24 protein-coding genes are annotated in these 26,105 nt (G+C 59.6%); 5 read left to right on the top strand and 19 right to left on the bottom strand.

Translation table 11 applies throughout. The features are described 5' to 3' along the window. Nucleotides 1-106 precede the first annotated feature (106 nt). Entirely contained in the window at nt 107-856 is a 750-nt protein-coding gene (locus tag JJQ76_RS09775) for a type 1 glutamine amidotransferase (protein WP_210396625.1), read from the bottom strand. 66 nt (nt 857-922) lie between these two features. After that, nucleotides 923-1,234: a heat shock protein HspQ gene (hspQ, locus tag JJQ76_RS09770; protein ID WP_210396624.1), complete on the bottom strand. Its 312-nt coding sequence runs from the start codon at nt 1,232-1,234 to the stop codon at nt 923-925. Nucleotides 1,235-1,358: 124 nt separating this feature from the next. Here hspQ and msrA point away from each other — a divergent pair, with 124 nt between their 5' ends. After that, nucleotides 1,359-1,952: a peptide-methionine (S)-S-oxide reductase MsrA gene (gene msrA / locus JJQ76_RS09765; protein WP_210396623.1), complete on the top strand. Its 594-nt coding sequence runs from the start codon at nt 1,359-1,361 to the stop codon at nt 1,950-1,952. Nucleotide 1,953: 1 nt separating this feature from the next. Here the strand turns inward: msrA and JJQ76_RS09760 are convergent, their stop codons facing one another. From JJQ76_RS09760 to JJQ76_RS17960, 5 genes are all read right to left on the bottom strand, one after another. After that, a complete protein-coding gene (locus JJQ76_RS09760; protein ID WP_210396622.1) occupies nt 1,954-2,697 on the bottom strand; it encodes a substrate-binding periplasmic protein in 744 nt (247 codons plus the stop codon). A gap of 100 nt (nt 2,698-2,797) precedes the next feature. Continuing rightward, complete coding sequence (locus JJQ76_RS09755; protein WP_210396621.1) at nt 2,798-3,361, bottom strand: DJ-1 family glyoxalase III; 564 nt, start codon at nt 3,359-3,361, stop codon at nt 2,798-2,800. A gap of 9 nt (nt 3,362-3,370) precedes the next feature. Then, nucleotides 3,371-4,423 carry an arginine N-succinyltransferase gene (gene astA, locus JJQ76_RS09750; protein WP_343232516.1) on the bottom strand — a complete coding sequence of 351 codons (1,053 nt, stop codon included), beginning with the start codon at nt 4,421-4,423 and terminating at the stop codon, nt 3,371-3,373. Nucleotides 4,424-4,529: 106 nt separating this feature from the next. Further along, a complete protein-coding gene (locus JJQ76_RS09745) occupies nt 4,530-4,937 on the bottom strand; it encodes a bacteriohemerythrin (RefSeq protein WP_210396620.1) in 408 nt (135 codons plus the stop codon). Between the two features lie 32 nt (nt 4,938-4,969). After that, the gene (locus JJQ76_RS17960; RefSeq protein ID WP_210396619.1) at nt 4,970-6,160 is read right to left on the bottom strand and encodes an HD-GYP domain-containing protein; all 1,191 of its coding nucleotides are present in this window, start codon (nt 6,158-6,160) and stop codon (nt 4,970-4,972) included. 156 nt (nt 6,161-6,316) lie between these two features. Between JJQ76_RS17960 and JJQ76_RS09735 the strand changes: the two genes are divergently transcribed. Next, the gene (locus JJQ76_RS09735; RefSeq protein ID WP_210396618.1) at nt 6,317-7,792 is read left to right on the top strand and encodes an ethylbenzene dehydrogenase-related protein; all 1,476 of its coding nucleotides are present in this window, start codon (nt 6,317-6,319) and stop codon (nt 7,790-7,792) included. A gap of 6 nt (nt 7,793-7,798) precedes the next feature. Here the strand turns inward: JJQ76_RS09735 and JJQ76_RS09730 are convergent, their stop codons facing one another. The 7 genes from JJQ76_RS09730 to JJQ76_RS09700 all read right to left on the bottom strand — a co-directional run bounded on the left by JJQ76_RS09730 (nt 7,799) and on the right by JJQ76_RS09700 (nt 16,072). Further along, nucleotides 7,799-8,800 (bottom strand): nucleoid-associated protein, encoded by a 1,002-nt coding sequence (locus tag JJQ76_RS09730; RefSeq protein ID WP_210396617.1) that lies wholly within the window; start codon nt 8,798-8,800, stop codon nt 7,799-7,801. 64 nt (nt 8,801-8,864) lie between these two features. Then, nucleotides 8,865-9,158, bottom strand: coding sequence for a hypothetical protein (locus tag JJQ76_RS09725; protein WP_210396616.1), 294 nt, complete (start codon nt 9,156-9,158; stop codon nt 8,865-8,867). Next, nucleotides 9,158-10,093: a LysR family transcriptional regulator gene (locus JJQ76_RS09720; protein ID WP_210396615.1), complete on the bottom strand. Its 936-nt coding sequence runs from the start codon at nt 10,091-10,093 to the stop codon at nt 9,158-9,160. The genes JJQ76_RS09725 and JJQ76_RS09720 overlap by 1 nt, the downstream gene beginning before the upstream one ends. Nucleotides 10,094-10,106: 13 nt before the next feature. Beyond that, nucleotides 10,107-10,703 carry a DUF4136 domain-containing protein gene (locus JJQ76_RS09715; protein ID WP_210396614.1) on the bottom strand — a complete coding sequence of 199 codons (597 nt, stop codon included), beginning with the start codon at nt 10,701-10,703 and terminating at the stop codon, nt 10,107-10,109. Nucleotides 10,704-10,829: 126 nt separating this feature from the next. Continuing rightward, nucleotides 10,830-12,170: a TolC family outer membrane protein gene (locus JJQ76_RS09710; protein WP_210396613.1), complete on the bottom strand. Its 1,341-nt coding sequence runs from the start codon at nt 12,168-12,170 to the stop codon at nt 10,830-10,832. Between the two features lie 423 nt (nt 12,171-12,593). Continuing rightward, nucleotides 12,594-14,369 carry an acyl-CoA dehydrogenase C-terminal domain-containing protein gene (locus tag JJQ76_RS09705; protein WP_210396612.1) on the bottom strand — a complete coding sequence of 592 codons (1,776 nt, stop codon included), beginning with the start codon at nt 14,367-14,369 and terminating at the stop codon, nt 12,594-12,596. Between the two features lie 65 nt (nt 14,370-14,434). After that, nucleotides 14,435-16,072 (bottom strand): acyl-CoA synthetase, encoded by a 1,638-nt coding sequence (locus JJQ76_RS09700; RefSeq protein ID WP_210396611.1) that lies wholly within the window; start codon nt 16,070-16,072, stop codon nt 14,435-14,437. Nucleotides 16,073-16,245: 173 nt separating this feature from the next. Between JJQ76_RS09700 and JJQ76_RS09695 the strand changes: the two genes are divergently transcribed. Beyond that, nucleotides 16,246-17,733, top strand: coding sequence for a PAS domain-containing sensor histidine kinase (locus JJQ76_RS09695; protein ID WP_210396610.1), 1,488 nt, complete (start codon nt 16,246-16,248; stop codon nt 17,731-17,733). Nucleotides 17,734-17,742: 9 nt separating this feature from the next. Then, nucleotides 17,743-18,357 carry a response regulator transcription factor gene (locus tag JJQ76_RS09690; RefSeq protein WP_210396609.1) on the top strand — a complete coding sequence of 205 codons (615 nt, stop codon included), beginning with the start codon at nt 17,743-17,745 and terminating at the stop codon, nt 18,355-18,357. Here JJQ76_RS09690 and JJQ76_RS09685 read toward each other — a convergent pair. From JJQ76_RS09685 to JJQ76_RS18245, 4 genes are all read right to left on the bottom strand, one after another. Further along, nucleotides 18,329-19,177 carry an alpha/beta fold hydrolase gene (locus tag JJQ76_RS09685; protein WP_246480536.1) on the bottom strand — a complete coding sequence of 283 codons (849 nt, stop codon included), beginning with the start codon at nt 19,175-19,177 and terminating at the stop codon, nt 18,329-18,331. The genes JJQ76_RS09690 and JJQ76_RS09685 overlap by 29 nt on opposite strands. Before the next feature lie 12 nt (nt 19,178-19,189). Next, nucleotides 19,190-19,624, bottom strand: a complete 435-nt coding sequence (locus JJQ76_RS09680; protein ID WP_210396608.1) for a PaaI family thioesterase — start codon at nt 19,622-19,624, stop codon at nt 19,190-19,192. Nucleotides 19,625-19,702: 78 nt separating this feature from the next. After that, entirely contained in the window at nt 19,703-21,337 is a 1,635-nt protein-coding gene (locus JJQ76_RS09675) for an AMP-binding protein (RefSeq protein WP_210396607.1), read from the bottom strand. A gap of 440 nt (nt 21,338-21,777) precedes the next feature. Next, on the bottom strand, nt 21,778-24,060 hold the full coding sequence (locus JJQ76_RS18245; RefSeq protein ID WP_210396606.1) for an NADP-dependent malic enzyme: 2,283 nt from the start codon (nt 24,058-24,060) through the stop codon (nt 21,778-21,780). Nucleotides 24,061-24,370: 310 nt separating this feature from the next. Between JJQ76_RS18245 and JJQ76_RS09665 the strand changes: the two genes are divergently transcribed. Next, nucleotides 24,371-24,940 (top strand): hypothetical protein, encoded by a 570-nt coding sequence (locus tag JJQ76_RS09665; RefSeq protein WP_210396605.1) that lies wholly within the window; start codon nt 24,371-24,373, stop codon nt 24,938-24,940. 235 nt (nt 24,941-25,175) lie between these two features. On the opposite strand, the gene JJQ76_RS09660 is transcribed toward JJQ76_RS09665, so the two are convergent. Further along, nucleotides 25,176-26,105 carry an electron transfer flavoprotein subunit alpha/FixB family protein gene (locus JJQ76_RS09660; RefSeq protein ID WP_210396604.1) on the bottom strand — a complete coding sequence of 310 codons (930 nt, stop codon included), beginning with the start codon at nt 26,103-26,105 and terminating at the stop codon, nt 25,176-25,178.

The following is a 26,105-nucleotide window of genomic DNA, read 5'->3' as shown; positions in this document are numbered from 1 at the left end:
TATCTAACGCATAAATAAAACCTTGAAATTAATAACATTATCAACATCGCAAGAAAAACACCCATCAACGGGTGGACACTACAATCCATCAATTCTTTCTGCCAGATCAGTTCAGCCCTTCCCCAGCTAGCAGCACTCTATCCACAAACTTTTTCAGCAGATTGTTCGACTCAGGCGTTTCCACAGCGCTATCAAGAACTTGTTGCAAGTGACCATCACCGTCGGTGTATTTGTCTTTGAAAATGGTGAGCCTGCTGATGAGTATGGACTTTGACACCTCCGGGTGAAACTGCGTAGTCCAGAACGGCTTTCCCTTGACCCGGAAACTGTGGATGCAGGCACCGGTTTCCGCCAGCAGGACGCAGCCCTTGGGTAGTTCCGTGGCACGTTCACGGTGCACGGAAACCGCCATAAAGGGATTCGGAGTGTCGTGAAACAGCAGATCGTCTGAGGCGGCTGCGGTCAGGCTGATCGGGAGCGTACCCATTTCAAACTCATGATCATCACGGAACACATGCCCCCCCAGCGCTTTTACCGCCAGCTGATGGCCGAAGCAGGACGCGAACACCGGTACCGCATGCTCCAGGCAATAGTTGAGCAGATGCTGGGCAGGAATCACAAAGGGATAATGATCAGGCTCCAGCACACTCGCCTCGCTGGAGCCGCCAACGTAAAGCGCGTCGTAGTCCAGCACCACCGCAGGATCGAACTCGGGGGTGTCGAACAGATTCAGTATCGTAAACTGGCTGTTTTCCAGGCCGCTAAAGCGGGCAAAACTGTCCAGCTCTTCCTGCCGGGTCAGGGCTTCATCGCGAATCTGCAGCAGCAGTATCCGCAGCTGATGGCGTTCTGGCATCCGTGTTCTCTCACTACTCGGGCTCAGGTCGAGAATACCCAAGCTCCCTGAGGATTGCACCCGTGATCAGTTCCCCCGCTGACGGGTCTGGTAGACACCATCCACCAGACCGGAAAAGTGCAGTTCGATATCCGGATGATTGACCGGTTCATCACTGAGGTCGGCTTCGAGGTTGCGTTCGGCCACATAGGTTTCATGGATGGCGTTGTGTACCAACACCCGATACCAGGGGCGGTCCCGCGGTGGTCGGCTGACGGCTTCATTCTGATACCAGTCGTCCGACAATGAAAACACCGGATCCACGTCGATGATCACGCCGCGGTATTCGAACAGGGCATGACGTACCCGCTGGCCGATGGCATAAACAGCCTCGCTCATAGTTCTGTTCCCGCTCAGAGTTCTTAAACACTATAGTCAGCTTGCCGATAGCAGGATCAAACAAAACCTTTTTCGGTCCCTGTAGTCATAGCTTTATCGCCGTCGCCCACATAGGAGTGCGAACATGAGGAACCTTCTGCCCCCCCTGCTTCTGTCATCGCTGCTGGTGTTGCCGGTCAGCGCTCATGCCAGCAGTGCAGAGGCCATCTTCGCCGGTGGCTGTTTCTGGTGTATGGAGGAAGCGTTCGAGCAGGTTGAAGGCGTCGAAGAGGCGGTTTCCGGTTATATCGGCGGGCATCTGGACAACCCCACCTATTATCAGGTGTCTCAGGGGCAGAGCGGGCATACCGAGGCGGTGCAGGTGAGCTACGATCCGGACAAGATCAGTTACAACCAGCTGCTGGATGTGTTCTGGACCAACATAGACCCGGTGGACGGCGGCGGGCAGTTCTGTGATCGCGGCAGCCAGTACCGCAGCGAAATTTTTTACCGTACTCAGGAGGAAAAACTGCTGGCGGAAGCCTCAAAGCTGAAACTGACCCAGGCGGATACCCTGCCTTCCGAGATCGAAACGGACGTGACCCAAGCAAGTGAGTTCTTCGTCGCAGAGGAGTACCACCAGGACTACTACCGCAAGAATCCGGTTCGCTACAGTTTTTATAAATACAGCTGCGGCCGCGCCAAACGACTGGAACAGCTGTGGGGCAAGGCCCCCTGAATCAGGGTTGCAGGCCGTAACTCAGCAGTATATCCGCCACTGTCCCCCGCTCAGCAAGCGCCTGATAGGCGCGACTGAAGCGCAGGTTCCAGTCGCTGTCCGTAGTCTGTTGCGAGAAGCCGACAAAATAATCAAGTTGCCGGTGCCGCCCGGCATAGCGCACGCCCTTAATACCGGCATCACGCATCAGCGCCAGTCCAACGTCGCGGTTGCCATATACCGCATCCAGCCGCCCCGCTTCGAGCTGGCGTAACAACAGTTCCGAATCGCCCTGAACATCGATCCTGAAGGCGACGCCACTCAGGCGCTGCAACTGCGCGAGCGAACGGGAGGTGTTGGAGGGCCCGTAAACACCGATCTTGAGACCGGCCAACTGAACCGGCTCGGCGTAGCGGAGCTGATTGCTCTGCCCAACAAACACCCCGTACTCGGTACTCAACAGCGGGGTGCTGAAGTTTAACCACCGCGCCCGCTCGGCGTTCCAGCCGATCACATACATACCATCCGCATCACCGGCACGCACCCGCGCCTGGGCCCGCGCCCAGGGCAGCAGCTCATGTTCGCAGCGCACCGCAAGTTCAGCACATACGCGGTCGACCAGGGTGCGCGCAGGTCCGGAGACTTCGCCCTCCTTCAGGGTCGAGAAGGGAGGAAATTCATGCGTCACCAGGCGGATCACCCGCTCCTCATCAGCCCAGACAGCGGAACCTAGCAGCACGCACAGCAATCCCAACACCAAACGCATTATCTATCGTCCTCAGCGGTTAACCCTTTTTCACCCGGGAAGATTAAACCCGGCGGACCCAAGCCGCCATAACAATCGGAGTCGCGCCAGGCTGATCGCCTCAACGGCCCGCTTGCACGACCATCGGTGCCGCCACCGCATCGGCCTGCTCGGTGCCGTAAAGGCGGGCCACCAGCGCCAGCGCAAACTCCAGCGCGGTACCCGGCCCCCGACTGGTAATACACTGATCGCCGCACACGACGCTAGCCTCGCTACGGCGTTCAGGCGGCAACCGATCAATAAACCCCGGGTGCGCCGTGGCGGTGGTGCCGGCCAGCAAGCCATGGCGCTCCAGCACCACCGCTGGGGCCGCACAGATGGCCGCATAGTGCCTGCCCGCTGCCTGCTGCGCCTGCAGCAGGCGGGTAAGCACCGCATTGTTGCTGAGCGTTTCAGCCCCGGGCATGCCGCCAGGCAGCACTATCAGGTCGTAGACACATGACTGACAGGCATCAATCAGACAGTCTGCCAGCAACACCACCCCGCGCGATGCCGTGATCTGGGGCTCCGATTCCACTGAAGCCACTGTAACCTGGGCTCCGGCGCGCCGTAATACGTCAACCACCGTTACCGCTTCAATCTCTTCGCTACCGTTCGCTATCGGTACCAGCACCTGTTTCTTCATGCCTGCTCCTTACAGCCTGCGTCGTTGCGGGTAGATCCCTTCGAGTTCGATCACGCGCACCGGATCACCCGCGTTTACCTGCAGCGCAGCAGCCACCTCAGCGGTCAGTGTCAGCGGCCCGTCCGTCGGTAGCACCAACTCGGTGAGGGTCGCCCGAAAACCCGCCAGTCCGGTATTGCAGACCAGACAGGGCTGCCCCCGCCCGTTCATCTCACCGATCTGCACCGTGCGACGCTGACTGTGCTGCACACTATGAATATCAGGCAGTCGAGCCTCAACCGTGGGACCGCCGTCGAAGATATCGATATAACCGTTATGTTCGAAGCCCTCTTTTTCCAGTAGACGCAGCGCCGGCAGGGTCTTGTCATGCACCTGGCTGATTACCGCCTGGGCCTTGGGGCTGAGCAGGTTGACGTAAAGCGGGTACTTGGGCATCAGCTCAGCGATAAACACCTTGTTACCCATGCCCACCAGATAATCAGCCCGGGGAAAGTCCATCTTGAAAAAGTGCTCTCCCAGCCACTCCCAAAAAGGTGAGTGGCCGTTCTCGTCGGACACCCCGCGCATTTCTGCGATCACCCGCGGATTGAAGCGTTGCGGGTGTTCGGCCATAAACAGAAAGCGACACTTGGACAGCAGGCGGCCGTTGGTCCCCTGGCGATAGGGTTCGCGCAGATAGAGGGTGCAGACTTCCGTCGACCCGGTGTAATGGTTACACAGGGTCAACACCTCCATCTTGTTATGTACGTTCAGTTCCCGCGAGGCGTGGACCACTGTTTCACGGTGGTAGTGGTAGAACGCTTCGTGGTTGCCAACCCCGGTAGCGATGGCGGTAGTACCGGCGATGGTGCCGGTGGCCGTATCTTCGAGCACAAACATGTAACGTTCGTTGTCCGGCTCGGCGTTGTCCTGCACGAAGGAGTTCAGCGACTGTTCCAGCTTGGCACGCAGAATAGCGTCATTGGAGGGTAGTGAAGTGAAACCGACACCGGATTCGTCGGCGATCTCTCGTAGCGCAGCAAAGTCACGCTCTAGGATGGGGCGGATCAACATCATTGCCATGTCACTCCAGCTCAGCCCCGCCACGATGGCAAGGCGTCAGGGTAAAACGGCCATTGTCAGCCGGAGGCAGCAAAACTGTCTTGCCTGAATGCGCCCCCCTTTTCGCTTAACTGACGCCCTTGCTCTTGAGAAAACTGGCCAGTTCCACATCCACCACTTTGATATGGTTTTGCAGCCAGTCCTGCAAGAACTGCACAAAAGCACGACAATCGTCCGGACTTGCCGCCAGCAGGCGCATATCAAACTCGAACAGCTGCTCCGCGGTGCGGTTGTGGTTTTGCTTGTGGTCGTCGTAACCCGGGTACTGGAACTCACGCATCAGCGACTCCTCGAACGAGAAGTGCTCCATGGCATAATCCATCAATTGGTTCAGGATGTAGAGATACTCTTCAGAGTCGTCGCCGCGCTCCAGAGCATCCCAGGCATCATTGATGTACCCGATAAACCGTTTATGTTGCTCATCAATCGCCTGTACACCCAACTGCAGCGACTGGTCAAATTCGAACACACTCATCCTGAACTCCGTCATCATCCAATGGTGATATCTTAAGCGGCTGGCAGCATCTTCCACAATCCGGGCAACAACGACCTTAACTCCGGATGAGGTACAGCGTTGACGAACTCCTTAACCGCGCACTCCTTGCTGGTGGTATCCCGGTACAACGGACGAGCCAATGGATTGCCAAAGCGATCCACCAGCACCTCTACATCGGGACTCGCTGCATTAATGCCGGGGCCGGTAGCAATGCCCACTTCCCCGGTCACCAGGCGCAGCATGCAGCCGGGTGGAAACATCCCCAGCTTTTTTATGAACAGTTGCACCAAGGTACTATCGATATCCTCGCCCCGGCCCATGAAGATCTCACGCATAGCGTCTTTTGGCATCCGTTTTTCGCGGTCGCCCCGGGTTCGGACCATGGCCGCAAACACATCGGCTATGGCCAGAATCTTGGCTTGCTTGGTGATTTTGCTCTCCTCCAGACCATGGGGGTAGCCCTTGCCGTTCAGCCGTTCATGGTGCTGTTCTATGGCCGTCAGCCAAACCGGGTCGGTAACTCCTGCCTGGCGCAGCATGCGAATCCCGCTCTCGCAATGGCCGCGTATCTGCTGCCACTGTTCATCTGACAGCGGCGCCTCGCGATGTTGAATGTCGTTCTGCATCTGCCACATACCCACATCATGGGTAAGACCCGCGGCAATCAGCGACCACCGGGTTTCCTTGCTCATGCCCTGGGCGCGGGCCAGCTCGTTGACCAATAATGCCACATGCAGTGCCTTGGTGTGGGCGTAACTGTGGCGTTTGGGGTTGAGATAGACCGCGCCGAGCAGGCCGTCATGATGGAGATCGGCCAGCCGTTGCAGCTCAATGGACATTCGCCGAAGCCCTGCGGCGGTTTCCGGCAACGGCGTCTTGGATAAGTCATCGTAAATTTTCGTCAGTTGCGCAACGTGTTGGTCCAACCAATCGAACACATTGATCTCGCGCACCCGGCGTGGCCGCTGCTCCTGCCCCTCAGCGGCCGGTTTAACCGCAGCAGCGCTGTCAACGGCCAGGTTGTAAACAAAAAGATCGCGTGACAGCAGGCGTTGCCGCTGGGAGGGCGTACGTATCATCGAGCCTTTGGCCAGCAACAGATGCCCCTCCGCATCATGAACCGACAATGACAGGGGTTCACCAACCACGACATCGCTGGCGTTTAAGGGGCGTAACTCTGGTTTTTTGCTACTGGAATTCACTGATACCACCGTGACTCGCTGTACACTGCACTTCAACACCTGCCTCCACCACAGGCGCAGACTAAGATACCATGATTAAAATCAACCTCGCAGACAAGCATCCAAGGTAGTCTTAGCAGTAATGCGCCCACATATCCGTAAAGGACCCTACCCATTATGAACAAAAGCGTATTCATTGCGTCACTTTTCGCTATCGGATCCGCCAGCGCCTCATCGCCGGTCAACACCTATTTTTCTCTGGCGGTGACTGAAAACTCCCACAATCACGCTGGCGACAATCTGCTTTATCTCGACTTTGATGCCGGTCTTGATGCGGTATCGCCGCGGGTGGTCGTATCCCCCAAGATCAAGTCGAACGCGATTACCCTTGACGGGAACCTGGGCGAATGGCGCGACGAGCAGTTCAGCCAGATTACGGCTCGGGTGATGAACAACTACCCGCTGAGCGAGTTTTACGACGCGGTGCCCGGAGAGATCGAGGTCGCCTCCGCCCACGACGACCACCATGTTTACTTCGCCGTACGTTTTACCGATGCCAATCACGACGCCTCAACCAACCGCAATCGCTGGATTTGGGATGGCAACCAGTGGGTGACCAAACCCCACGTGGCAACCAATCCCGCAGCACCCGCCAGCCGGGCAGTAAACGCTGACGATGAGTTGCGTGGCGCGGAAAGCGAAGATCGGGTGCTGTTTATGTTTCCGATCATCGACAAGCTGGGTAACTTCCGTGACGGCCGGCACGGCTGCGCCGGCCTCTGTCACGCGGAGCTGGCCGAGTCCGGCGATCCCGGCGAGAAGATGATCGCTGAGGATGTCGCCAAGATGCGCACCGCCGTTTATGGCGACATGGCCGACATTTGGCACTGGACCAGCACCCGCAGCGCACCCTCCAACACCCTCAAGGACGCATACGCCGATCAGGATGGCCGGCACGGAGACCCGGGGCGTTCCGGCGACCAGGACAACGACTACCGCAAACGGATCGACCGCAAGGGAACACCGGGGCCAGCCTGGGTCAGCCGCAGCGACTACGAGGCCGGCCGTTACAACCAGCCGGGCTTTACCACCGGCCGGTTGACCGAGGACGACCTGCTGGAAGTAACTGCCGACATGCGCTTTGCCAAGGGGGTCAGCGTTCCCTACTCCGTTCCACGTCAGCCGATGGGCAGTTACGCCGATGTCGAGGTGGCCAGCCACTTCAACCCGGATAGCTTCCAATGGACGCTGGAGTTCAAGCGCCGGCTCGATACTGGCAACTTCGAAGATCACAACTTCCTGGAGGGCGAACCGGCGCAACGGCCGACCCTGCCGGTGATCGAGCGGGGCGATTCGGTGCTGGGCGCAAAACTGTTCAAGGAGAGGAAGTGCGTCGCCTGCCACGGCGAGCAAGGCGAGGGGGTATTCGAGAACGGCGCGTGGGTTTATCCTCGGATTCAGCGCGCCTCCGGAGCGCTCATCTACAAGACCGCCGATCCGAATCGGCCCAAGCGACGCGACGCGCTGAGTTTCAAACTGGCACCGGACGCTGAGCGCCCGCGGGCATTGATGCCCTATATCAAACTAACCGCACAGGAAGCCGAACATATCGCCAGTTGGCTGCAGACCCAGTTCACCCCCGCCGGCCAGTAAGCACCCTTAGCGCTTGCCCCGATCCAGCTGTTTACGCAGGGTCGGCGGCAAGCCGCGGATAGTGATGCTGTCGCTGGCGGGATCGTAAACCACCTGTTCTCCCAGCAGCGCTTCGGAAAAGCTCAGGCTCAGTCCCTTCATCGAACCACTATAACGGACAAACTTCTGCAACCCGCGGCGATCCGCCGGAATCTCGCTCATCAGCTCGTCCCCCTGACTGCCGGCGTAGTTAAAAAACTTGTCCGGGTCTTCGGTATCGATAATGCAGGACAGCTCCTTCAACCGCACCCGATCGCCCAGCTCCGCCTGCTCGTTGCAGTATTCATACGCCTTCTGGCGGGCCTGGGACGCTTTGCCGGCGTCTAGCTGCTGCTCGCCACAGTAGTCATTGAATACGCGTAACAAGGTCTGGGTCTGCTTGCGCGCGTCCGCCTCCTCGGTGCAGCCCAACGCGCCAATAAAGGCCTCGCTCGCGCTTTTTCCGGAACGCCCTTTGACGAACGAGCAGTACTGCTGACCACCGCTGCGGCGCCATTCATCCAGATTAATCTTGACTCCCAACTGCAGCTTGCCGATATCCAGATGCTGCGCGTCAGACAGTTCCAGCTGCTCGTCGATCACCACCGACGGCGCGGTGCTTAGCAGCAGCACCAGCAGCTGATCCACCTCCAGCACGGTCAGCCGTACCAGCATCAGGTAGCCCGATAACGGCTCCTCTTGTTGGTCCAGACGCTCTCGCAGACGCTCCAGCAAACGCCGGCTGAATTCGGAAAAATCGGTTTCACCATCCAGGTGTGCCGCCAGCCAGCGCGCACAGGGGAACGCCTCCTGATCGGTCTCGAAGTTGCCGTAGATCTTGCCGGAGCGATTGTTGTAGGTGGCGTTGACCTTACCAATCAACTCTTCCAGAGCTGGCGTCAGCGGCAGCTCGGTACTGCGAGGTTCGACAACCGTGGCGCCGCCCTCTGGCTTGTGAATGTGGTGAACAATCGCGTGCTGGATGGCCATGATGCTTCTCGATCGGATTGGAGGGGGGAGCTATTATGCCAGAAACCGATGCGCACCCAAGGGGTCAGTCACCAATCCCGAAACGGCCGTAGTAGTTCGACGTACAGGTCCTGAAGTAGGCGTCCTGCCCTAACTTCAGCAAGCGCTTACGCTGCGGCACTTCTTGTTCGGTCAGCTCACTCCGGGGCAAACCGGTCAGCAGGCGACTGCGATCGTGGCAAAGCTCCTGCACCAGATAACGCAGCTCCCGCGTGGGCACCGCGGTCGTCGACTCCTCCACCGCACGTCCGGCACAACCGGTGGCCACAACCATCAGCCCCAAAACGGGCAGCACCCGGCGCGCTATCTGCACGGGCATCAGCAATCCGCGCTAATAGCCGCGGCAACCTCATCGGCCAGCAGCTGCCGGAACCACTTGCTGGCGGGGTCGTTATGGGAGCGCTCGTCCCAGAGCAGGTGGATCGCCGACAGGCTCTGGTTAAAGGGTTTGGGTAGTTGCAAAGCCACGGCGCGTTCGCGAAACAGGGATTCCCAGCTATACCGCGGTCCAACCACCAGCGCATCGCTCTGGCACATCGCCTCATTGATGGTCATGGTGTGGGATGATTCCAATAGAATTTTGCGCCGCATGCCCATCGCCTGAAGCTGGATATCCACCGGGCCGCGATCATTGATCCCTTTGAACCAGGCTTTGATATGGGGATAGTGGGTGAACTGCTCGAGCGAGAGTTCAGTTTGGGTCGCCAACGGATGCCCCTGACGCACGAAACAGACCGCCTTGTCTTCATACAGCTTGCGGGCATGAATACCAGCCGGAGTATTTTCCTGAATCACGCCGGTGACGAAATCCAGCATTCCCCTGGCCAGGCTATGTATCGAATCACCATCGTAGGGCACGAACTTGAGCGACACCGCCGGGGCCTCTGTAGCCAGCCGATTGAGCAAGGGCGCAATAAATATCGCCGAAAACGGGTCAGGTACCGCAATAGTAAACTGGCGCTGTAAGGCTCCGGGGTCAAACCCTACCGGAGCCATCAGCTTCACCAGTTCATCCAGGGTCTGCGCAACCGGCTGTGCCAACTGCTGGCTGCGCGGGGTCGGCTCCAGCCCTCGCGGCGTGCGCAGAAACAACGGGTCATCGAACAGGTCGCGCAGCCGCTGCAGGGTTTTACTCATCGCCGGCTGGGTCACGTGCAGCCGCTCGGCCGCCCTCGAGACATTGAGTTCGTCCATCAACGCGTTAAACGCGACCAGCAGGTTCAGGTCTATTCGGTTGAGCTCATCCCGCTTCAAGGGTTAACTCCCGCTATCGTTGCGGTGGGAACTGGGTCAGCGCTCGCTGGACTGCTTCGGTCACGCTCTTCATCGGGTCGCTGTTACTCAGCACACCCCGAATATTGGATTGCCACACCACCTGCCGCGATTCGGCATCAAGAAAATCAATAACCAACGTCCCTTCGGTATAGGTGATCGTTTGGGTTTCCAGACTCCGCGTGTAGTTGATGCGGGTGCGCTGTTCGGGGGGGGTATTCCAGTAGCGGGGATCGGTCTTATCCGGCGAATGGCGGTAGTGGTCGTAGCGATCGCGATCGCCCCAGTAATTTCCGTGCTCTACCAACCGTTCCGAGGTGCGTTTCTGGCTGTCACCGTAATAACTGATCAGAAAATCCGGCGCGCTTTCATCACGCACGATCCCCTTGTTGCGAAGCTCCTGCTCCACGGTGTACTTCAGCCGCTGACTCAGCAGCTGCTGGTCAGCCGGCAAGTCTACCGATTTTTCCGGCATCCAGTCGAAGGTACGGTAGTTGGCGAACTCAACGTAAGGATCGAAGTCGGTGTTCACTGCCATCTGCTGGCAGCCACTCAGCAACAGCGCAATCAGGGGGGCTAACCATCGCAACATCCGCTCTCTCCTCGTTAATCGTCAGACACCTAGCCTGAACCTTCGCTTCGTCAACAGCTTAGATGCTAAGTTCCGAACCTGACAACGGCCGCTGTACGCTCGGGGCGACCGGAGTCGCCCCGGAAACTACTGGGGCGTGTTGCTGCCGGGCGCCGGAAGCCAGCTGCTTGGGCCCGGCGCCTCCAGCCACTGATCGAGCTGGCTGACGTCGTCGGGGCTGAGCGTACCCAGAGTTTCCTTGAACCGAAACAGGTTACGTACGTAAACATAGCGCGCGGTCTCGTAGTCACGCACCGACCCATACAGCGCCCGTTCCGCCTGCAACACATCAACGATGTTACGCGTACCGACGCTGTAACCCGCTTCGGTCGCTTCCAGTGCCGTCTGTGATGAGACGATACTCTGACGACGCGCGGCAACAGTCTGCACATCCGTGGTCAGATTACGAAACAGCGAACGGGTATCCTGCACCACCGCCCTCTGGGTATCCTCACGCAGCTGGGTAGCCGCATCCCAGCGCTGGAAATTCTCCCGGACCCGCGAACTGGTACCCCCGCCCTGATAGAGCGGCAGATTAAAGTTGAGCCCCACAAAACTGCGATCGATCTCCTGAGTCGCGGAGATATTGCCGTCATCCTTGGTGTAGCTGGCGACCAGATCCACCGTGGGATAATGGCCGGCCTGAGAGGACTTGCGGTTGGCTTCTGCCACACCGACGTCGTAATTGGCCAGCTGCAACCCGATGTTACCGTCCAGCGCCTTGTCGACCCAGGGCTGATACTCGGCCGGCGCCAATTCGGTGACCGGAAACTTCTCGCTCAGGCGGTCCAGACTGCGCCAGTTGGCACCGGTGAGGCGATCAATCGCCTCAAAGCTGTTGTCCAGATCACCCTCGGCAATAATCCGGTTCACCCGCGCGCTATCGTAGGCCGCCCGGGCTTCTTCCACATCGGTAATGGCGATCAGGCCTACTTCAAACTGTGCCTGCACCTGGTCCAGACGCCGTTTTACCGCGGCTTCCTCGGCCACAGAGGTGGAGTGATTGGTCTCCGCCAACAGCACGTTGAGGTAGGCTTCGATGGTGCGGCGTATCAGCGCCTGCTCGGCGGCGCTGAATTCAATACCTGCGCGTTCACCTTGCAGCTTTCCCGCCTGATAGTTGTACCAGACATCGGCCCGAAACACCGGCTGGGTCAGGGTAACACCGATGCTGGTGGCGTCACCGTCCAGCGCCAGCGACGGATCGCTATCGGTATGACCGACGCTGGCCTCCAGGTTGATGTTGGGCAGCAGACCGGCGCGGCTTTGGTCAGCCACCTCGGCGCCGGCCAGGTAGTTGGCCCGGGCGGCACGCAGCTGCGGATCACTGTCGAGCGCTTGGCGATAAACCGCCTCCAGATCGGCGGCAACCGCGTTGGGCAGGGTCAGTACGGCTACAATAGCCAGAGTTAGACGATGAGGTTTCAAACCGTTCTCCTTGTCAGGTACAGATCGGCTGGAGGCAGCGTGATCAGATTAATCCATAATAGTACGACAGTTAGACGCAGGGGCCGACCCTTGCGGCAGAAATAGCCCATAAACCGCTGCCATAGTGGTTATAGCCAGCAACTAATTGTAAATCCAAATCATTTGTTACTGACCTCAGCAATACCCCACGATGGATAAAGACTGAACTTCCGACGCGTAAAAGCACCGCATGCCTGCGCTAGACCAACCAGGTCTCGCAAACACTCGAACCCAACGCGGCCCCGCTAGCGGCAAGCTAGTGTCGCCTTCCATAACAACAAAAGCCGGTGAAATCACCGGCTTTTGTGACAGAGCAGCGGATTCCAATCGCCATTGAACGCCTGCGTCATGGCGCAGAGAACCCGCATCAACTGGCGGACTGTATTAGAACAGCGCCTCGTCCAGCGCCATCACCGCATCGCTGCCTTCGGCGCAGATCGCGGCGTAGCCGAGGTAACGGGGCAGAATCTGCTGGAAGTAGAAGCGTGCTGTCGCCTGCTTGGCCTGATAAAAGGGATCGCTATCGCCGGCATCGGCTTTCGCCGCAGCGGCCAGAGCAGACTTCAGCATTAACCAGCCACCGCATAGGGTGCCAGCCAGCATCAGGTAGTTAAACGCGATACTTCCCGCCAGGTTGGCGTCATCGGCCGCGCCGTTCAGCAGCGACGCCTGCACCAGTTCCATCGCCTCAATCCCTGCCGCCAGTGCCGCTGCCTCGGTTTCAAACGCACTACCTTCTGCGCTGACGATCAGCTCACGCATCTCGGCCAGCAGGTTGTGCATCGCCGCACCCTGATCGAACAGGGTCTTGCGGCCGACCAGATCCATCGCCTGGATACCGTTGGTGCCTTCGTAGATCGGCAGGATGCGCGCATCGCGCTGGAACTGTGCCGCACCGGTTTCCTCGATAAAACCCATGCCGCCGTGAACCTGCACGCCCAGCGCAGTGACCTCCTGGGCGATCTCGGTACCCCAGCCTTTGACGATCGGTGTCAGCAGCGCCACCCGCGCCTTCTGCGCCGCTTTCTGTTCGTCGCTGCCGGCATGTTCGTAATCGAGACCCGCGTGAGCAACGTAGGTCAGCGCGCGGGCCGCTTCGGTCAGCGAACGCATGGTCAGCAGCATGCGGCGCACGTCCGGGTGCTTGATGATCGGGCCCGCCTCACGGGTGCCGGGCGCCGGACTCTGCACCCGTTCCCGGGCATAGGTGACGGCATGCTGGTAGGCGCGGTCGGCGATCGCCACCCCCTGCAGACCCACCCCCAGACGGGCGTTATTCATCATGGTAAACATGCAGGCGATGCCTTTGTTCTCTTCGCCCACCAGGTAACCGATGGCGCCGCCCTCGTCGCCGAAGCTCATCACGCAGGTGGGGCTGGCATGGATACCCATTTTGTGTTCCAGCGACACCGCCTTGACGTCGTTGCGCTCACCCAGGCTACCGTCCTCGTTGACCAGGAATTTGGGTACCACGAACAATGAGATCCCCTTCACTCCGGCGGGCGCATCCGGCAGACGCGCCAGCACCAGGTGAACGATATTGTCGGTGAAGTCGTGTTCGCCCCAGGTGATAAAGATCTTCTGGCCGCTGATGCGGTAGTGGTCGCCTTCACGCTCCGCTTTACTGCGGATCGCCGCCAGGTCGGAACCGGCCTGCGGCTCGGTCAGGTTCATGGTGCCGGTCCATTCACCACTGATCAGGCGCGGGATGTAGGTCTGCTTGACGGCGTCGCAGGCGTTGGCCTCCAGCGCTTCAATGGCACCCTGGCTCAGCAACGGACACAGCCCCCAGGACATGTTGGCCGCCTGCCACATCTCCATCACCGGCGTCGCCAGCAACTTGGGCATCCCCTGACCACCGTACTCGGGGTCAAACTGCAATGAGCCCCAGCCGCCTTCGGCAAACTGCTGATAGGCCTCTTTGAAACCAGCCGGCGTGGGTACTTCGTGCTGCTCGGTCAGTTTCACCCCGGCACGGTCACCGGTGTCGTTCAACGGTGCCAGCACTTCCCCTGACAGCTTGCCCGCCTCTTCCAGAATTGCGCTGACCATATCCGGAGTCGCGTCTTCGTAGCCGGGCAGCTGGGCGATCTGCGCCATTCCCGCCACTTCATTGAGGGCGAAGGTCATGTCGGCAAGGGGTGCTCTGTAGTCAGCCATATTCCGTTCCTGTTACTCAATTCGATGAAATCAGCCGGGCAGCAGCCCGGCATAGCAGTCTCTTGTCAGCCCAGGTTCTTGGCCTGGGTCCGCAGTACAAACTTCTGGATCTTGCCGGTCGAGGTCTTGGGCAGATCGCAGAACACCACGGTCTTGGGCGCTTTAAAGCGTGCCATGTTGTCGCGGCAGAACTCGATAATCTCCGCTTCGGTGGCATCACTACCGGGCTTGAGGGTTACAAAGGCACAGGGGGTTTCGCCCCACTTGTCGTCGGGACGCGCCACCACCGCGGCTTCCTGCACCGCCGGGTGGCGATAAAGGGTATCCTCCACCTCAATACTGGAGATGTTTTCACCGCCGGAGATAATGATGTCCTTGGAGCGGTCCTTGATCTCGATATAACCGTCCTCGTGCCATACAGCGAGGTCACCGGAGTGGAACCAGCCGCCATGAAACGCCTCATCGGTGGTGGCCGGGTTCTTCAGGTAGCCCTTCATCACCAGGTTGCCGCGCATAAAAATCTCGCCCATGGTTTCACCGTCGCGGGGCACCGGCTCCATCGTGGTGGGGTCCGCCACCATCAGACCATCCAGCATCGGCGCACGCACGCCCTGACGCGCCTTCAATCGCGCTTTCTGCTCGATGGTGTTGTCGTCCCATTCGTCATGCCAGGCACAAACCACCGAGGGGCCGTAGGTTTCGGTCAGACCGTAGACGTGAGTCACCTTGAAGCCCATCTCCTCCATGCCCTGAATCACTGCGGCGGGCGGTGCAGCGCCGGCGGTCATCACCTTCACCTGATGGGTAATATCCTGCTTCAGCTCGGCCGGGGCACCATTGAGCATATTGAGCACGATCGGTGCACCGCAGAAGTGGTTGACCTTCTCCTTGCGGATCAGGTCGTAGATCGGTTCGGCACGTACATGGCGCAGGCTGACGCTGGTGCCTACGGTGGCGGCGATGGTCCAGGGGAAACACCAGCCGTTGCAGTGAAACATCGGCAGCGTCCAGAGGTAGACCGGGTATTCGCCCATATTCCAGGAGATCGCATTGCTGACCGCATTCAGGTAAGCGCCGCGGTGGTGATAGACAACACCTTTGGGGTTGCCGGTGGTACCGGAGGTGTAGTTAAGGGTGATCGCATTCCACTCGTCCGCCGGCCCCTGCCAGGCGTAATCGGCATCGCCTTCGGCCAGCAACTGTTCATAGCTGATCTCGCCCAGGTGCTCGCCGTCGGTGTAGGTCGGGTCGTCAATGTGCACCAGCAGCGGCTTGACGGTGGCTTTTTCCAGCGCCGCGGAGACCACTTCGGAGAACTCGCGCTCGGTAATCAGCACCTTGGCTTCGGCGTGGTCCAGAATAAAAGCCACCGCTTCGGCATCCAGGCGGGTGTTGATCGAGTTAAGCACTGCGCCACTCATCGGTACCCCGAAGTGGGCCTCAAAATGCTCCGGCAGATTGGGCGCCAGCACCGACACCGTGTCACCAACTTCGATCCCGCGCTTGCTCAGCGCGCTGGCCAGCTTGACGCAGCGCTCGTAGGTCTCGGCCCAGCTGCGACGCACATCGCCATGTATGGTGGCAGTGCGGTTCGGATAAACAAACGCGGCCCGCTCCAGAAAGCTCAGCGGCGACAGTGGCGCATAGTTGGCGGAGTTCTGATCCAGATCCTGCTCGTAGGGGTTGCTGCGAACTGAAGACATACGGGTAATCCCTTCCTGGTTTGGTTATAGTTAACTTGCCGCCGGGGCAACAACAGAGCACAAGCCCAGCCCCCGAAATGGAATCGGACCATAATAAGGGTTTTCCCTGATTTTGCCCAATATACCAAAGTCGGACGCGGCAACAATGACAATAGCAGCCACAATCGCCGTCGATGACTCAAAATGACACCTACCAACCGCTCGATCGCTACCGCCAACTGGCGGAGAAGTCGCCGGACCTGATTTCACGCCACGCACCGGACGATTTCAGCTTCATCGACGTCAATCCGGCGGTGGAGAAACTACTGGGCTACAGCGCCAACGAGATCATCGGCCGCCCCGCTTACGACCTGTTTCACAACGAAGACGCCGACACCTGGAAGAACCGCGCGCAGAGCGTGACCTACCGCGAAGGGGTCTACACCAACGTTTACCGCTTCCAGCGTAAGGATGGCGACTACATCTGGCTGGAAACCACCAGCCGCACCATTCGCGACCCCGACACCGGCGAGATCGAAGAGATCATCTGCGTTTCCCGCGATGTCACCGAGCGAGTGGTGGCCGAGCAGACCATGACCCGGCTGGCACGGGTGGTCGAAGCCAGCTCTGACCTGGTGATGTTCTGTAGCGAAAACCACCTGATCGACTACCTCAACGAAGCGGCGATCCGCACCATGCATATCGACAAGAGCCGCTTCCCTACCCTTCATCTGGAAGAGCTGCTGAGTCGTGAGGGCTTCCGCCAGCTGACCGACGAGGCGCTACCCACGGCGCTGCGCGACGGCAACTGGCGCGGCGCCATCCCGCTGCGGCCCGGCTCAATGGAGGACCGCTACGCCGAGATCCAGCAGATCATCGCCCACAAACGCGACGACGGTCGGCTGCAGTATTTCTCGCTGATCGGGCGCGACGTCACCGACCAGAAAAAGGCCGAAGAGGAAGCGATGCAGCACCAGTTGGAGATGGCCCATATCTCGCGGCTGATGTCGGTGGGCGAGATGGCCTCGGGGCTGGCTCACGAGATCAACCAGCCACTGGCGGCGATCGCCAACTACAGCCGCGGCAGCCTGCGCCGGATCGAAGAGGGCACCATGAGCACGCTGGAGGACGCCGCCAAGGTGTTTACCCTGATCGCCCGCCAGGCGGTGAGGGCCGGCGACATCATCAAGCGGCTACGCAGCTTCGTGAAGAAAACCGAATACCAGCGAATGGATTTCCACATTAACGGCGTGTGTGAGGAGATCGCCCAGTTTCTGGAGCAGGAGGCTCGCAACGAGAACATTCGCTATCGTTTTCGTCTTGATGACAGCGACCCGCGCCTGAACGCGGACAAGGTGCAGATTGAGCAGGTCATCCTCAACCTGTTGCGCAACGCCATCGACGCCTATCGCCATTCGGACAAGGCGGAAAAAACCATTACAATAAGCACCGCGCGAGCGCGGAGCGAGTTGCGCGTCAGGATTCAGGATGAAGCAACCGGTATCAGCCCCGAACAGCTGGAAAATCTGTTTGAGCCGTTCTTCACCACCAAGGACAGCGGCCTCGGCATGGGACTGTCCATCTCCCGCACCATTATCGAAGCGCATGGCGGCCGTCTCTGGGCAGAGTCTGACGGCGCCACGGGTACGACCTTTAACATCCTACTTCCGCTGGAACGGTAGAGCATGATTATGCAGTCACAAATGGACGCCCTGACCATCTTTCTGGTCGATGACGACGACGATTTCCGTGATTCCCTCTCCTGGCTTCTGGAGTCCACCAATCACCCCATCCGCGCCTTTGACTCCGGTGAGCAGTTTCTGGAGCGGTACCGCGGCGAGCCCGGCTGCCTGCTGCTCGATATCCGCATGCCCGGAATCAGCGGACTGGCACTGCAGCAGGAGCTGATCAAACGCGGCCACCGTCTGCCGATCATCGTCATTACCGGCCACGGCGACATCCCCATGGCTGTGACCGCGATCAAGAACGGGGCGGTGGATTTTATCGAAAAGCCGTTTGACGATCAGGTATTGCTCAACCACGTTGAAAAAGCACTGGGGCTGGCGCGAGACTGGTTTACCCAGCAGCAGGCGCAGCAACAGGTTAACCAGAATTGGAACAGTCTGAGCAAACGGGAAAAGCAGGTCATGGAGCTGGTGGTGGCCGGCCACCCCAACAAAGCCATCGCTGAAAAACTGGAGATCAGCCCCAAGACCGTCGAAGTACACCGCGCGCGGGTGATGTCGAAGATGCGTGCCGACAGCCTGCCCGAGCTGGTCAAACAGTGGCAGCAGCTCGGCCGCTGACCGGCCCGAGAGCAGCGATAAACCCGCTCATCGCTGCCAGCGTCTGCTGCGGCGTTTCCAGATGAGGTACGTGACCGGCATCCACCCAGCAGGGCCGTGCCAATGCCCGGCCGCCAGCATTGATGCCGGCACAGATCTGCTCCACCTGGGCAGCACTGCCGTATTGATCGTTCCGCCCCTGCATCACGAGCGCGGGGCATTGAATACGCCCTAACCAGGGGGACAGATCCAGACCTTGAAAGCTGTTCCGCAGCCAGGTCTGGTGCCAACCGCGAAACAGATCGTCGATCTTATCACCGTGATAACGAGCCAGCGGCGCGCGCAGTTTGTCGGCGTAAACAGCCACCGCCGCTTCAATACCCGCACGCGTTTCCGGCTCCACAAACAGATGCGCCGCCGCGGTAATCAGTGCTACCACCCGTTGCCGCATCTCCGCCGCCCCGACCAGCGCGATTGAGCCGCCGTCGCTGTGGCCGACCAACACCAACTGCTCCAGGCCCAACTCGGGCGACAGCGCATCGATCAGTCGCGGCAGCACCACTCGTCCCTGATACTGGAGATAATCATCCGCACGGGGAAGGCGCAACGGGTCAGATCCACCATGCCCCTCGCGTTCATAGAGCAATACCGACATCCCGCAAGCTTCGGCCAGCTGCTCGGGGAAGCGCTTCCACTGCGCAAAACTGCCCAAGGCTTCGTGCAATAGCAGCAGCACCGGTTTGCCGGTCCCCTCTGGATGCTGCCCAAAGCGGATGGACAGCGCTACGCCCTCCACCTCAACCTGACCATTGCGCCATTGCATAGCTGTTGCAGTCATCATGGCGAGGCGGGCTCAACCGCGCTCGCGCTGACCGCGCGGCGGGATTGAGTAGGTACAAGTCACATGAGCAACGGGCAGCTCACCTCCTTCGGAATACAGGCTTACCTCACCCACCGCCAGGCGAGAACCAACCTTGAGCAGCTTGGCCTCGGCGATTACGTCAGCCTCAGGTTTGGGCCGCTGGAGAAAGTTAATGTTGAGGTTGGTGGTGACCGCCAAAGGTACCGGGCCAATCTCCCCCAACAGCGCCACATACACCGCCACATCCGCCAGCGCCATCATCGCGGGCCCCGACACCGTCCCACCGGGCCGCAGATGAGCCTGCTTCGGGGTCAGGCGCATGCGCGCGCCCAGACTGTAGACCGAATCGACGCTGCCGTATTCGGCCCCCTGCGGAAAATGTTCAGCCAGAAATTGGTTGATCTCTTCGACACTCATACAGGGCATGGCTTGCCTCCATTAAACCTAGCGCCACCAAAGACAACAAAGCCCCGGACAGGCCGGGGCTATCTGCACTCAGACGGATTAAGCGACCTCCGCCTCCGCCTGCTGGCGTAACAGGAAGCGCTGAATCTTGCCGCTGGGAGTCTTCGGCAGCTCTTCGACAAAGTCGATCTCGCGCGGGAAGGCGTGGGTCGATAGACGCTTGCGCACGAACTGTTTGAGCTCGTCAGCCAGTTCGTCACTGGCGTCGTAACCCTGTTTCAGCACCACAAAGGCTTTGACGATGGAGCCGCGCTCGGCATCGGGTTTGGCTACCACGCCACTTTCAGCCACGCAGGCATGTTCGATCAGAGTGCTCTCGACGTCTGCCGGCCCGATGCGATAACCGGCCGAGGTGATGATATCGTCGTCACGTCCTGCGAAGGTAAAAGCACCATCGCCATGGGCTTCAACTACATCGCCGGTAAGGTAGTACTTACCGCTGTAGGGCTGCTTTTCGTTCCAGGTATAGCCCTGAAAGAAAAACAGCGGCGAGTTATCCATATCCACCGCCAGTTGCCCGGTTTCACCCTCACCCACCTCCTGAAAGTTGCCGTCCAACGCCACCACCCGGTAGCCGGGCATGGCGTAGCCCATGGAGCCGATGCGCACCTTGTGCTGCAGAGCGTGGTGGTTACATGCGGTCATGCCCGTTTCGGTCTGGCCATAGTGGTCCATCACCGGACAAGCCAGCCGCCGATCGATCCAGTTGATCACCTCGGGATTAAGCGGCTCACCGGCGCTGCTACCCACTCGCAGGCTGAAAGGCTCGGGCTGATCGCCCAGCAGATGGTCATTGGCCATCAGCATCCGGTACGCGGTGGGGGCCGCCGCCAGATTGGTAATCTTGTGCTGACGCAGAAAGTCAAAGGTGTTCTGCGCGGTAAATCCGGCTTCGTTGAAATGGGTGGTACAGCCCAACAGCAACGGACCAACCACAGCGTAGTAGAGACCATACGCCCAACCGGGATCGGCCACGTTCCAGTATATGTCGTCATCCTGCAGACCGATGGCGTACTTCATGTAGACGTGGAATGCCAACAGCGCTTTGGTCGGAACGTGCACCCCCTTGGACTTGCCGACCGTACCGGAGGTAAACATCTGCAGGAAGGGCTGATCCGCGGCAACCACCACGGGCTCAAAGTCGTCAGACTGGCTGTAAACCGCGTCGATAAAGCTCGGTTCACCGGTGGAGGGCGCAGCGCTGACCATGATCACCGGCGGGCAATCTTTAACCTCATCGAGCTTGTGACGGTTAGCCTCGTCGGTCACCAACAGCTTGGTGCCGGCTTTTTCGGTGCGGTATTCAATGGCACCTGAACCAAACGCCGTAAACAGCGGCTGATAGACCGCACCCGCACGCAGGGTACCCATGATAACGACCAGCAGCTCCGGGGTACGAGGCAGCAGCGCCGCCACCCGATCGCCCTGACCGATGCCCTGACTGGCGAGGTAGTTGGCAAACTGGGCGGAGCGGGTTTTCAGCTCGGCAAAGGTAAGTTCGGTAACGCTGCCGTCGGTGGCCTGATGGCGCAGCGCGACTTTGCCGCCGTCAACCCAGCGATCGACACACTCGGCACAGACGTTAAATCCATTGGCGCGGTTTCCCTGCAGTTCGGCTTCGATCTGCTCCGGAGAGAAAGCCGCCATGAAGTCCTGATAGGCAGTGGCTGACATGGAGATGCCCTCATTGTTATCGTTATCGGCTCGGCGGTGGGCCAAAGCACCAGCAACGCCGAAGGGGGTAATAGGTCGAGGGTCAGAATAAGGGCAAGTTTACGTAAGCGTAAAGTTACGAATTGTTTCAGTCGTTGCAACGGTAGCGAGCCGAGGCCGAATCTCGACGGGATCAACGATCCGATCCAAGCGCCCACCCACTACCGCCACAACACACAGCCACCTGATCAACGACCGGGCCTACCACAAGAACTGCAGCGGCGGCGCTATCGCAACGGGCGTGGCAACCGGGGGAGTCGGGCGGCATCCAGCGCATCACAAGCCCATCCCACAGGCGACCTCACTCAGGATAATCGGACAATAAAAAACCGGGCCAGGGTCTAGCCCTGGCCCGGTTTCTCCCTATCCACCGCAGGCTGGCGGCAGCGAATCGCGCCCCGTCAGGCTAGCGCGGCATCCGCGCTCTGGGCATCCGCCACCGCGATCGCGGTCATGTTGAAGATCGAGCGCACACTGGTGCTCTGGGTCATGATGTGCACTGGCTTGGCCGCCCCCAGCAGGATCGGGCCCACCGAGATGCCGCCACCCAGAGTCTTGAGTAGCCCATAGGCGATGTGCGCCGACTCAACGTTGGGCATCACCAGCATATTGGCTTGACCGCGCAGCACCGATTCCGGGAACACCTTGTTGCGCAACTCTTCCGAGATCGCCGCGTCGGCGTGCATCTCGCCCTCAACCAGCAGCTCGGGATCGAGCTGGTTGAGGATTTCGCGCGCCTTGCGCATCTTCAGCGCCCCCGGCAGGTCGTTGGTGCCGAAGTTGGAACTCGACAGCAGCGCCACCTTCGGCAGGATACCAAAGCGACGCATCTCTTCCGCCGCCTGCAAGGTGTTCTGCGCCACCTGTTCAGCACTGGGATCCGGGCTGATGTGGGAATCGCAGATAAAGAAGGTACCAGTGGGCAGGCTGAGTACGGTGGTGGTGGCAAAGTTATCCACCCCGTCCTGCTTACCGATCAGGCTATCGATACGCTCCAAGTGCTGACGGAAGCGACCGTGGGCACCACAGAGCATGGCGTCGGCGTCACCGCGCAGGCACATCATCGCTGCAATCACGGTCTTGTCGGCGTGCATGATGCTCTTCGCCTCGTCCGGCGAGATTCCGCGACGCCCCATACGGGCGCGGTAGTCGGCCAGATAGGGTTCGAACCAGTCGCCGCCAGCCGGATCGATAATGGTGAACTGCTCACCCTCGGTGAGGCGCAGCTGCAGGTCGGTGATCTTGGTGTGGATGCGGTTGCGGTCACCGATCAGAATCGGTTGAGCGACACCTTCATCAACCACCTGCTGCACCGCCTGCAGCACCCGATTGCTCTCACCCTCGGCGAACACTACCCGCTTCGGCTCGGTCTTGGCGCGTTCGAGAATAGGGCTCATCACCTGGCTGGAACGGTAGGCGTAACGGGCGAGACTGCGGCGGTAGGTTTCCAGATCCTCGATCGGGCGGGTCGCCACACCGGTTTCCATGGCGGCCTTGGCCACCGCCGGTGCCACCTCGAAGATCAGGCGCGGATCGAACGGCTTGGGAATCAGGTATTCACGACCAAAGCGCAGCGGCTGACCGGCATAGGCTTTCTGTACCCGATCGATCGGCTCGGCCATGGCCAGATCCGCCAACGCTTTCACACAGGCCACCTTCATCTCTTCGTTGATGGTGGTGGCGCCGCAATCCAGCGCCCCGCGGAAGATAAAGGGGAAACAGAGGACGTTGTTAACCTGGTTGGGGTAGTCGCTGCGCCCCGTCGCCATGATCACGTCGTCACGAACCGCTTTAGCTTCTTCCGGTGTGATCTCCGGGTTAGGGTTGGCCAGCGCCAGGATCATCGGATTGGCGGCCATCTTCTTGACCATCTCCGGCTTGAGCACGCCCGCCGCAGAGAGGCCGAGGAACACGTCGGCACCCTCGATCACGTCGTCGAGGGTACGGGCATCGGTCTTCTGTGCGTAGGCCGCCTTGTACTCATCCATCTGCTCGGTGCGGCCCTCGTAGACCACCCCGGCAATATCGGTGACCCAGATGTTCTCGCGCGGTACACCCATATTGACCAGCAGGTTGAGGCACGACAGCGCCGCCGCACCGGCACCGGACGCCACCAGTTTGATCTTGGAGATATCCTTGCCGACCACCCGCAGACCGTTGAACACCGCCGCGCCGGCAACGATGGCGGTACCGTGCTGGTCGTCATGAAACACCGGGATGTTCATCCGCTCTTTCAGGGTTTTCTCGATGATAAAGCACTCCGGTGCTTTGATATCTTCGAGGTTAATGCCGCCAAAGGTGGGTTCCAGTCGCGCCACGGTTTCGATAAACATCTGCGGGTCAGTTTCGTCCACCTCGATATCAAATACGTCGATATTGGAGAACTTCTTGAACAGTACCGCCTTACCTTCCATCACCGGTTTGGAGGCCAGTGCGCCGATGGCGCCAAGACCCAGCACAGCGGTGCCGTTGGAGATCACCCCCACCAGATTGGCACGGGCAGTCACCGTCGAGGCTTCAAAGGGGTCGCGCACGATCTCGTTACAGGCGGCGGCAACGCCGGGCGAATAAGCCAGCGCCAGATCACGTTGAGTAGCCATCGGCTTGGTGGCGACGATCGCCAACTTGCCGGCCGGTCCCTGGCGATGGTACGCCAGCGCATCCTTATCAAAATCACTTGCCATTCGATTTCACACTCTATGAATTGTTTTTTAATAGTTATGGTCGAATGCATTCGATGGGTGAAAAACCACCCAAATCAACCCTACGACAAGTGCGAGAATCCGCCAAACCGCCGCCCGAAATGCACTCGGGCCCCGTCACCTGGTGTAACAAGGCCGAAAGAACAGAATAAGAGCAAGATGTGCGCCAGCTAGACGACAGACGAACGAAATACACAACTGATCCACACCGGGTCCGGCGACGTAACCCTGACTACCGATAAACAAACAATGCCGCCGGCAGCCAATGAAGGTTCTGCCGGGGAGGTAGCAGGTGTGCAATTACGCTAGTACCAACGACAGTCGGCACCGTGACTCTGCCAGATCAACGATCAGGGCACGTCTGCTCCGGCTTTGGTTGGGGCTGACTTCGACAACCCTGGCCGCCACGACTACAGCGGACAGCCGTATTGATAGCGCCAGCGAGTTCTTGCACCATTACAGCGTCGGATTTACCCTCCACTACCTGTGCGGCAACAACCCCCTTGGAGCCGCCAGCTTCGGCCGGATTCCTCCGGCACAACTCGGGCTGGACCATGCGGCGCTGATCTCCCCCGGACTAATGCGACTAAGCGAATGGTTTAATGATAACCGCCGGCGGCAACGCCAGATATGTGACCGCCGCAGCCGGCTAAACCACTTTTTTGAGCCAAAGGAACTTAGCGACACCGTCATAGAAGGGCTCTGGCAACTCGGGCCCAGTGGTGCGCTTGCCTTCGAGCAGGGGGTCTATTATCGCCTGCAAGGTTACGACCTGGAGTTTGAGTTCTACGTGTTACAGCTGCTGGAGCAACTGCAACCGACGCCATGGCTTAGCCAAAGCGACCGGCAGTCCTGGCGTTGAAACCACCGATCGACCCTCGCCGCCACGGAAACAACAGCATCCGGATTTATAGGCCTGTTACCGCCATCCATGGCTCCCGGGGCATAAAAAAGCCCGGCACATGGCCGGGCAAGGACTCTGGATACTTGGTCGGACACCACGCGGCCTCCCGGGGTCGAATCGGGGGCCAGCAAATCCAGATAGGAGGACTACTTCCGGATCAGCACGGCGGAGTATCCGCCGTGCTGACTGGGTATTACAGTTTCTGTTCGAGCTCGGGTACGGCGTCGAACAGATCCGCCACCAGACCGTAATCGGCAACCGAGAAGATCGGCGCTTCTTCGTCCTTGTTGATGGCGACGATGTACTTGCTGTCTTTCATACCTGCCAGATGCTGGATCGCACCGGAAATACCCACCGCGATGTAAAGCTCGGGTGCGACAATCTTACCGGTCTGGCCCACCTGCATGTCGTTGGGCACAAAGCCGGCGTCAACCGCGGCACGGGAGGCACCCACAGCAGCACCGAGTTTGTCGGCCACCTTTTCCAGCAGGGCGAAGTTCTCGCCGTTGCCCATGCCGCGCCCACCGGAGATCACCACACGTGCCGCGGTCAACTCTGGGCGGTCCGACTTGGCCAGCTCTTCCTTGACGAAACGGGAGATGCCGGCGTCATGAGCAGAGCCCACCGCTTCGATCGTCGCACTGCCGCCGGAGGCTGCCGCCGGATCGAAACCGGTAGCACGCACGGTGATCACCTTGACGCTGTCGCCGGACTGAACCGTAGCGATAGCGTTGCCGGCATAGATCGGGCGCTTGAAAGTATCGGCACTTTCCACCGCAATGATGTCGGACAGTTGCGCTACATCCAGCTGGGCGGCAACGCGCGGCATAAAGTTCTTGCCATTGGTGGTTGCCGGAGCCAACACGTGACCATAGTTGGCGGCCAGCTCAGCCACCAGCGGGGCAATGTTCTCTGCCAGCTGATGGGCATAGGCGGCGTTGTCGGCCAACAATACCTTGCTGACGCCGGCAACCTGAGCCGCAGCTTCAGCAGCAGCGCCGCAATTTTCGCCAGCCACCAGCACGTGGATCTCACCACCGATCTGGGACGCGGCCGCAACAGTGTTCAGGGTCGCCCCCTTGAGGGCGGCGTTGTCGTGTTCTGCAATTACCAGGATGCTCAT

Source organism: Motiliproteus sediminis (assembly GCF_017912535.1).
GTDB classification, from domain to species: Bacteria; Pseudomonadota; Gammaproteobacteria; order Pseudomonadales; family Balneatricaceae; genus Motiliproteus; species Motiliproteus sediminis.
Note: the sequence above shows the minus strand (reverse complement) of the source record. Positions and strands in the feature narration are given on the sequence as shown.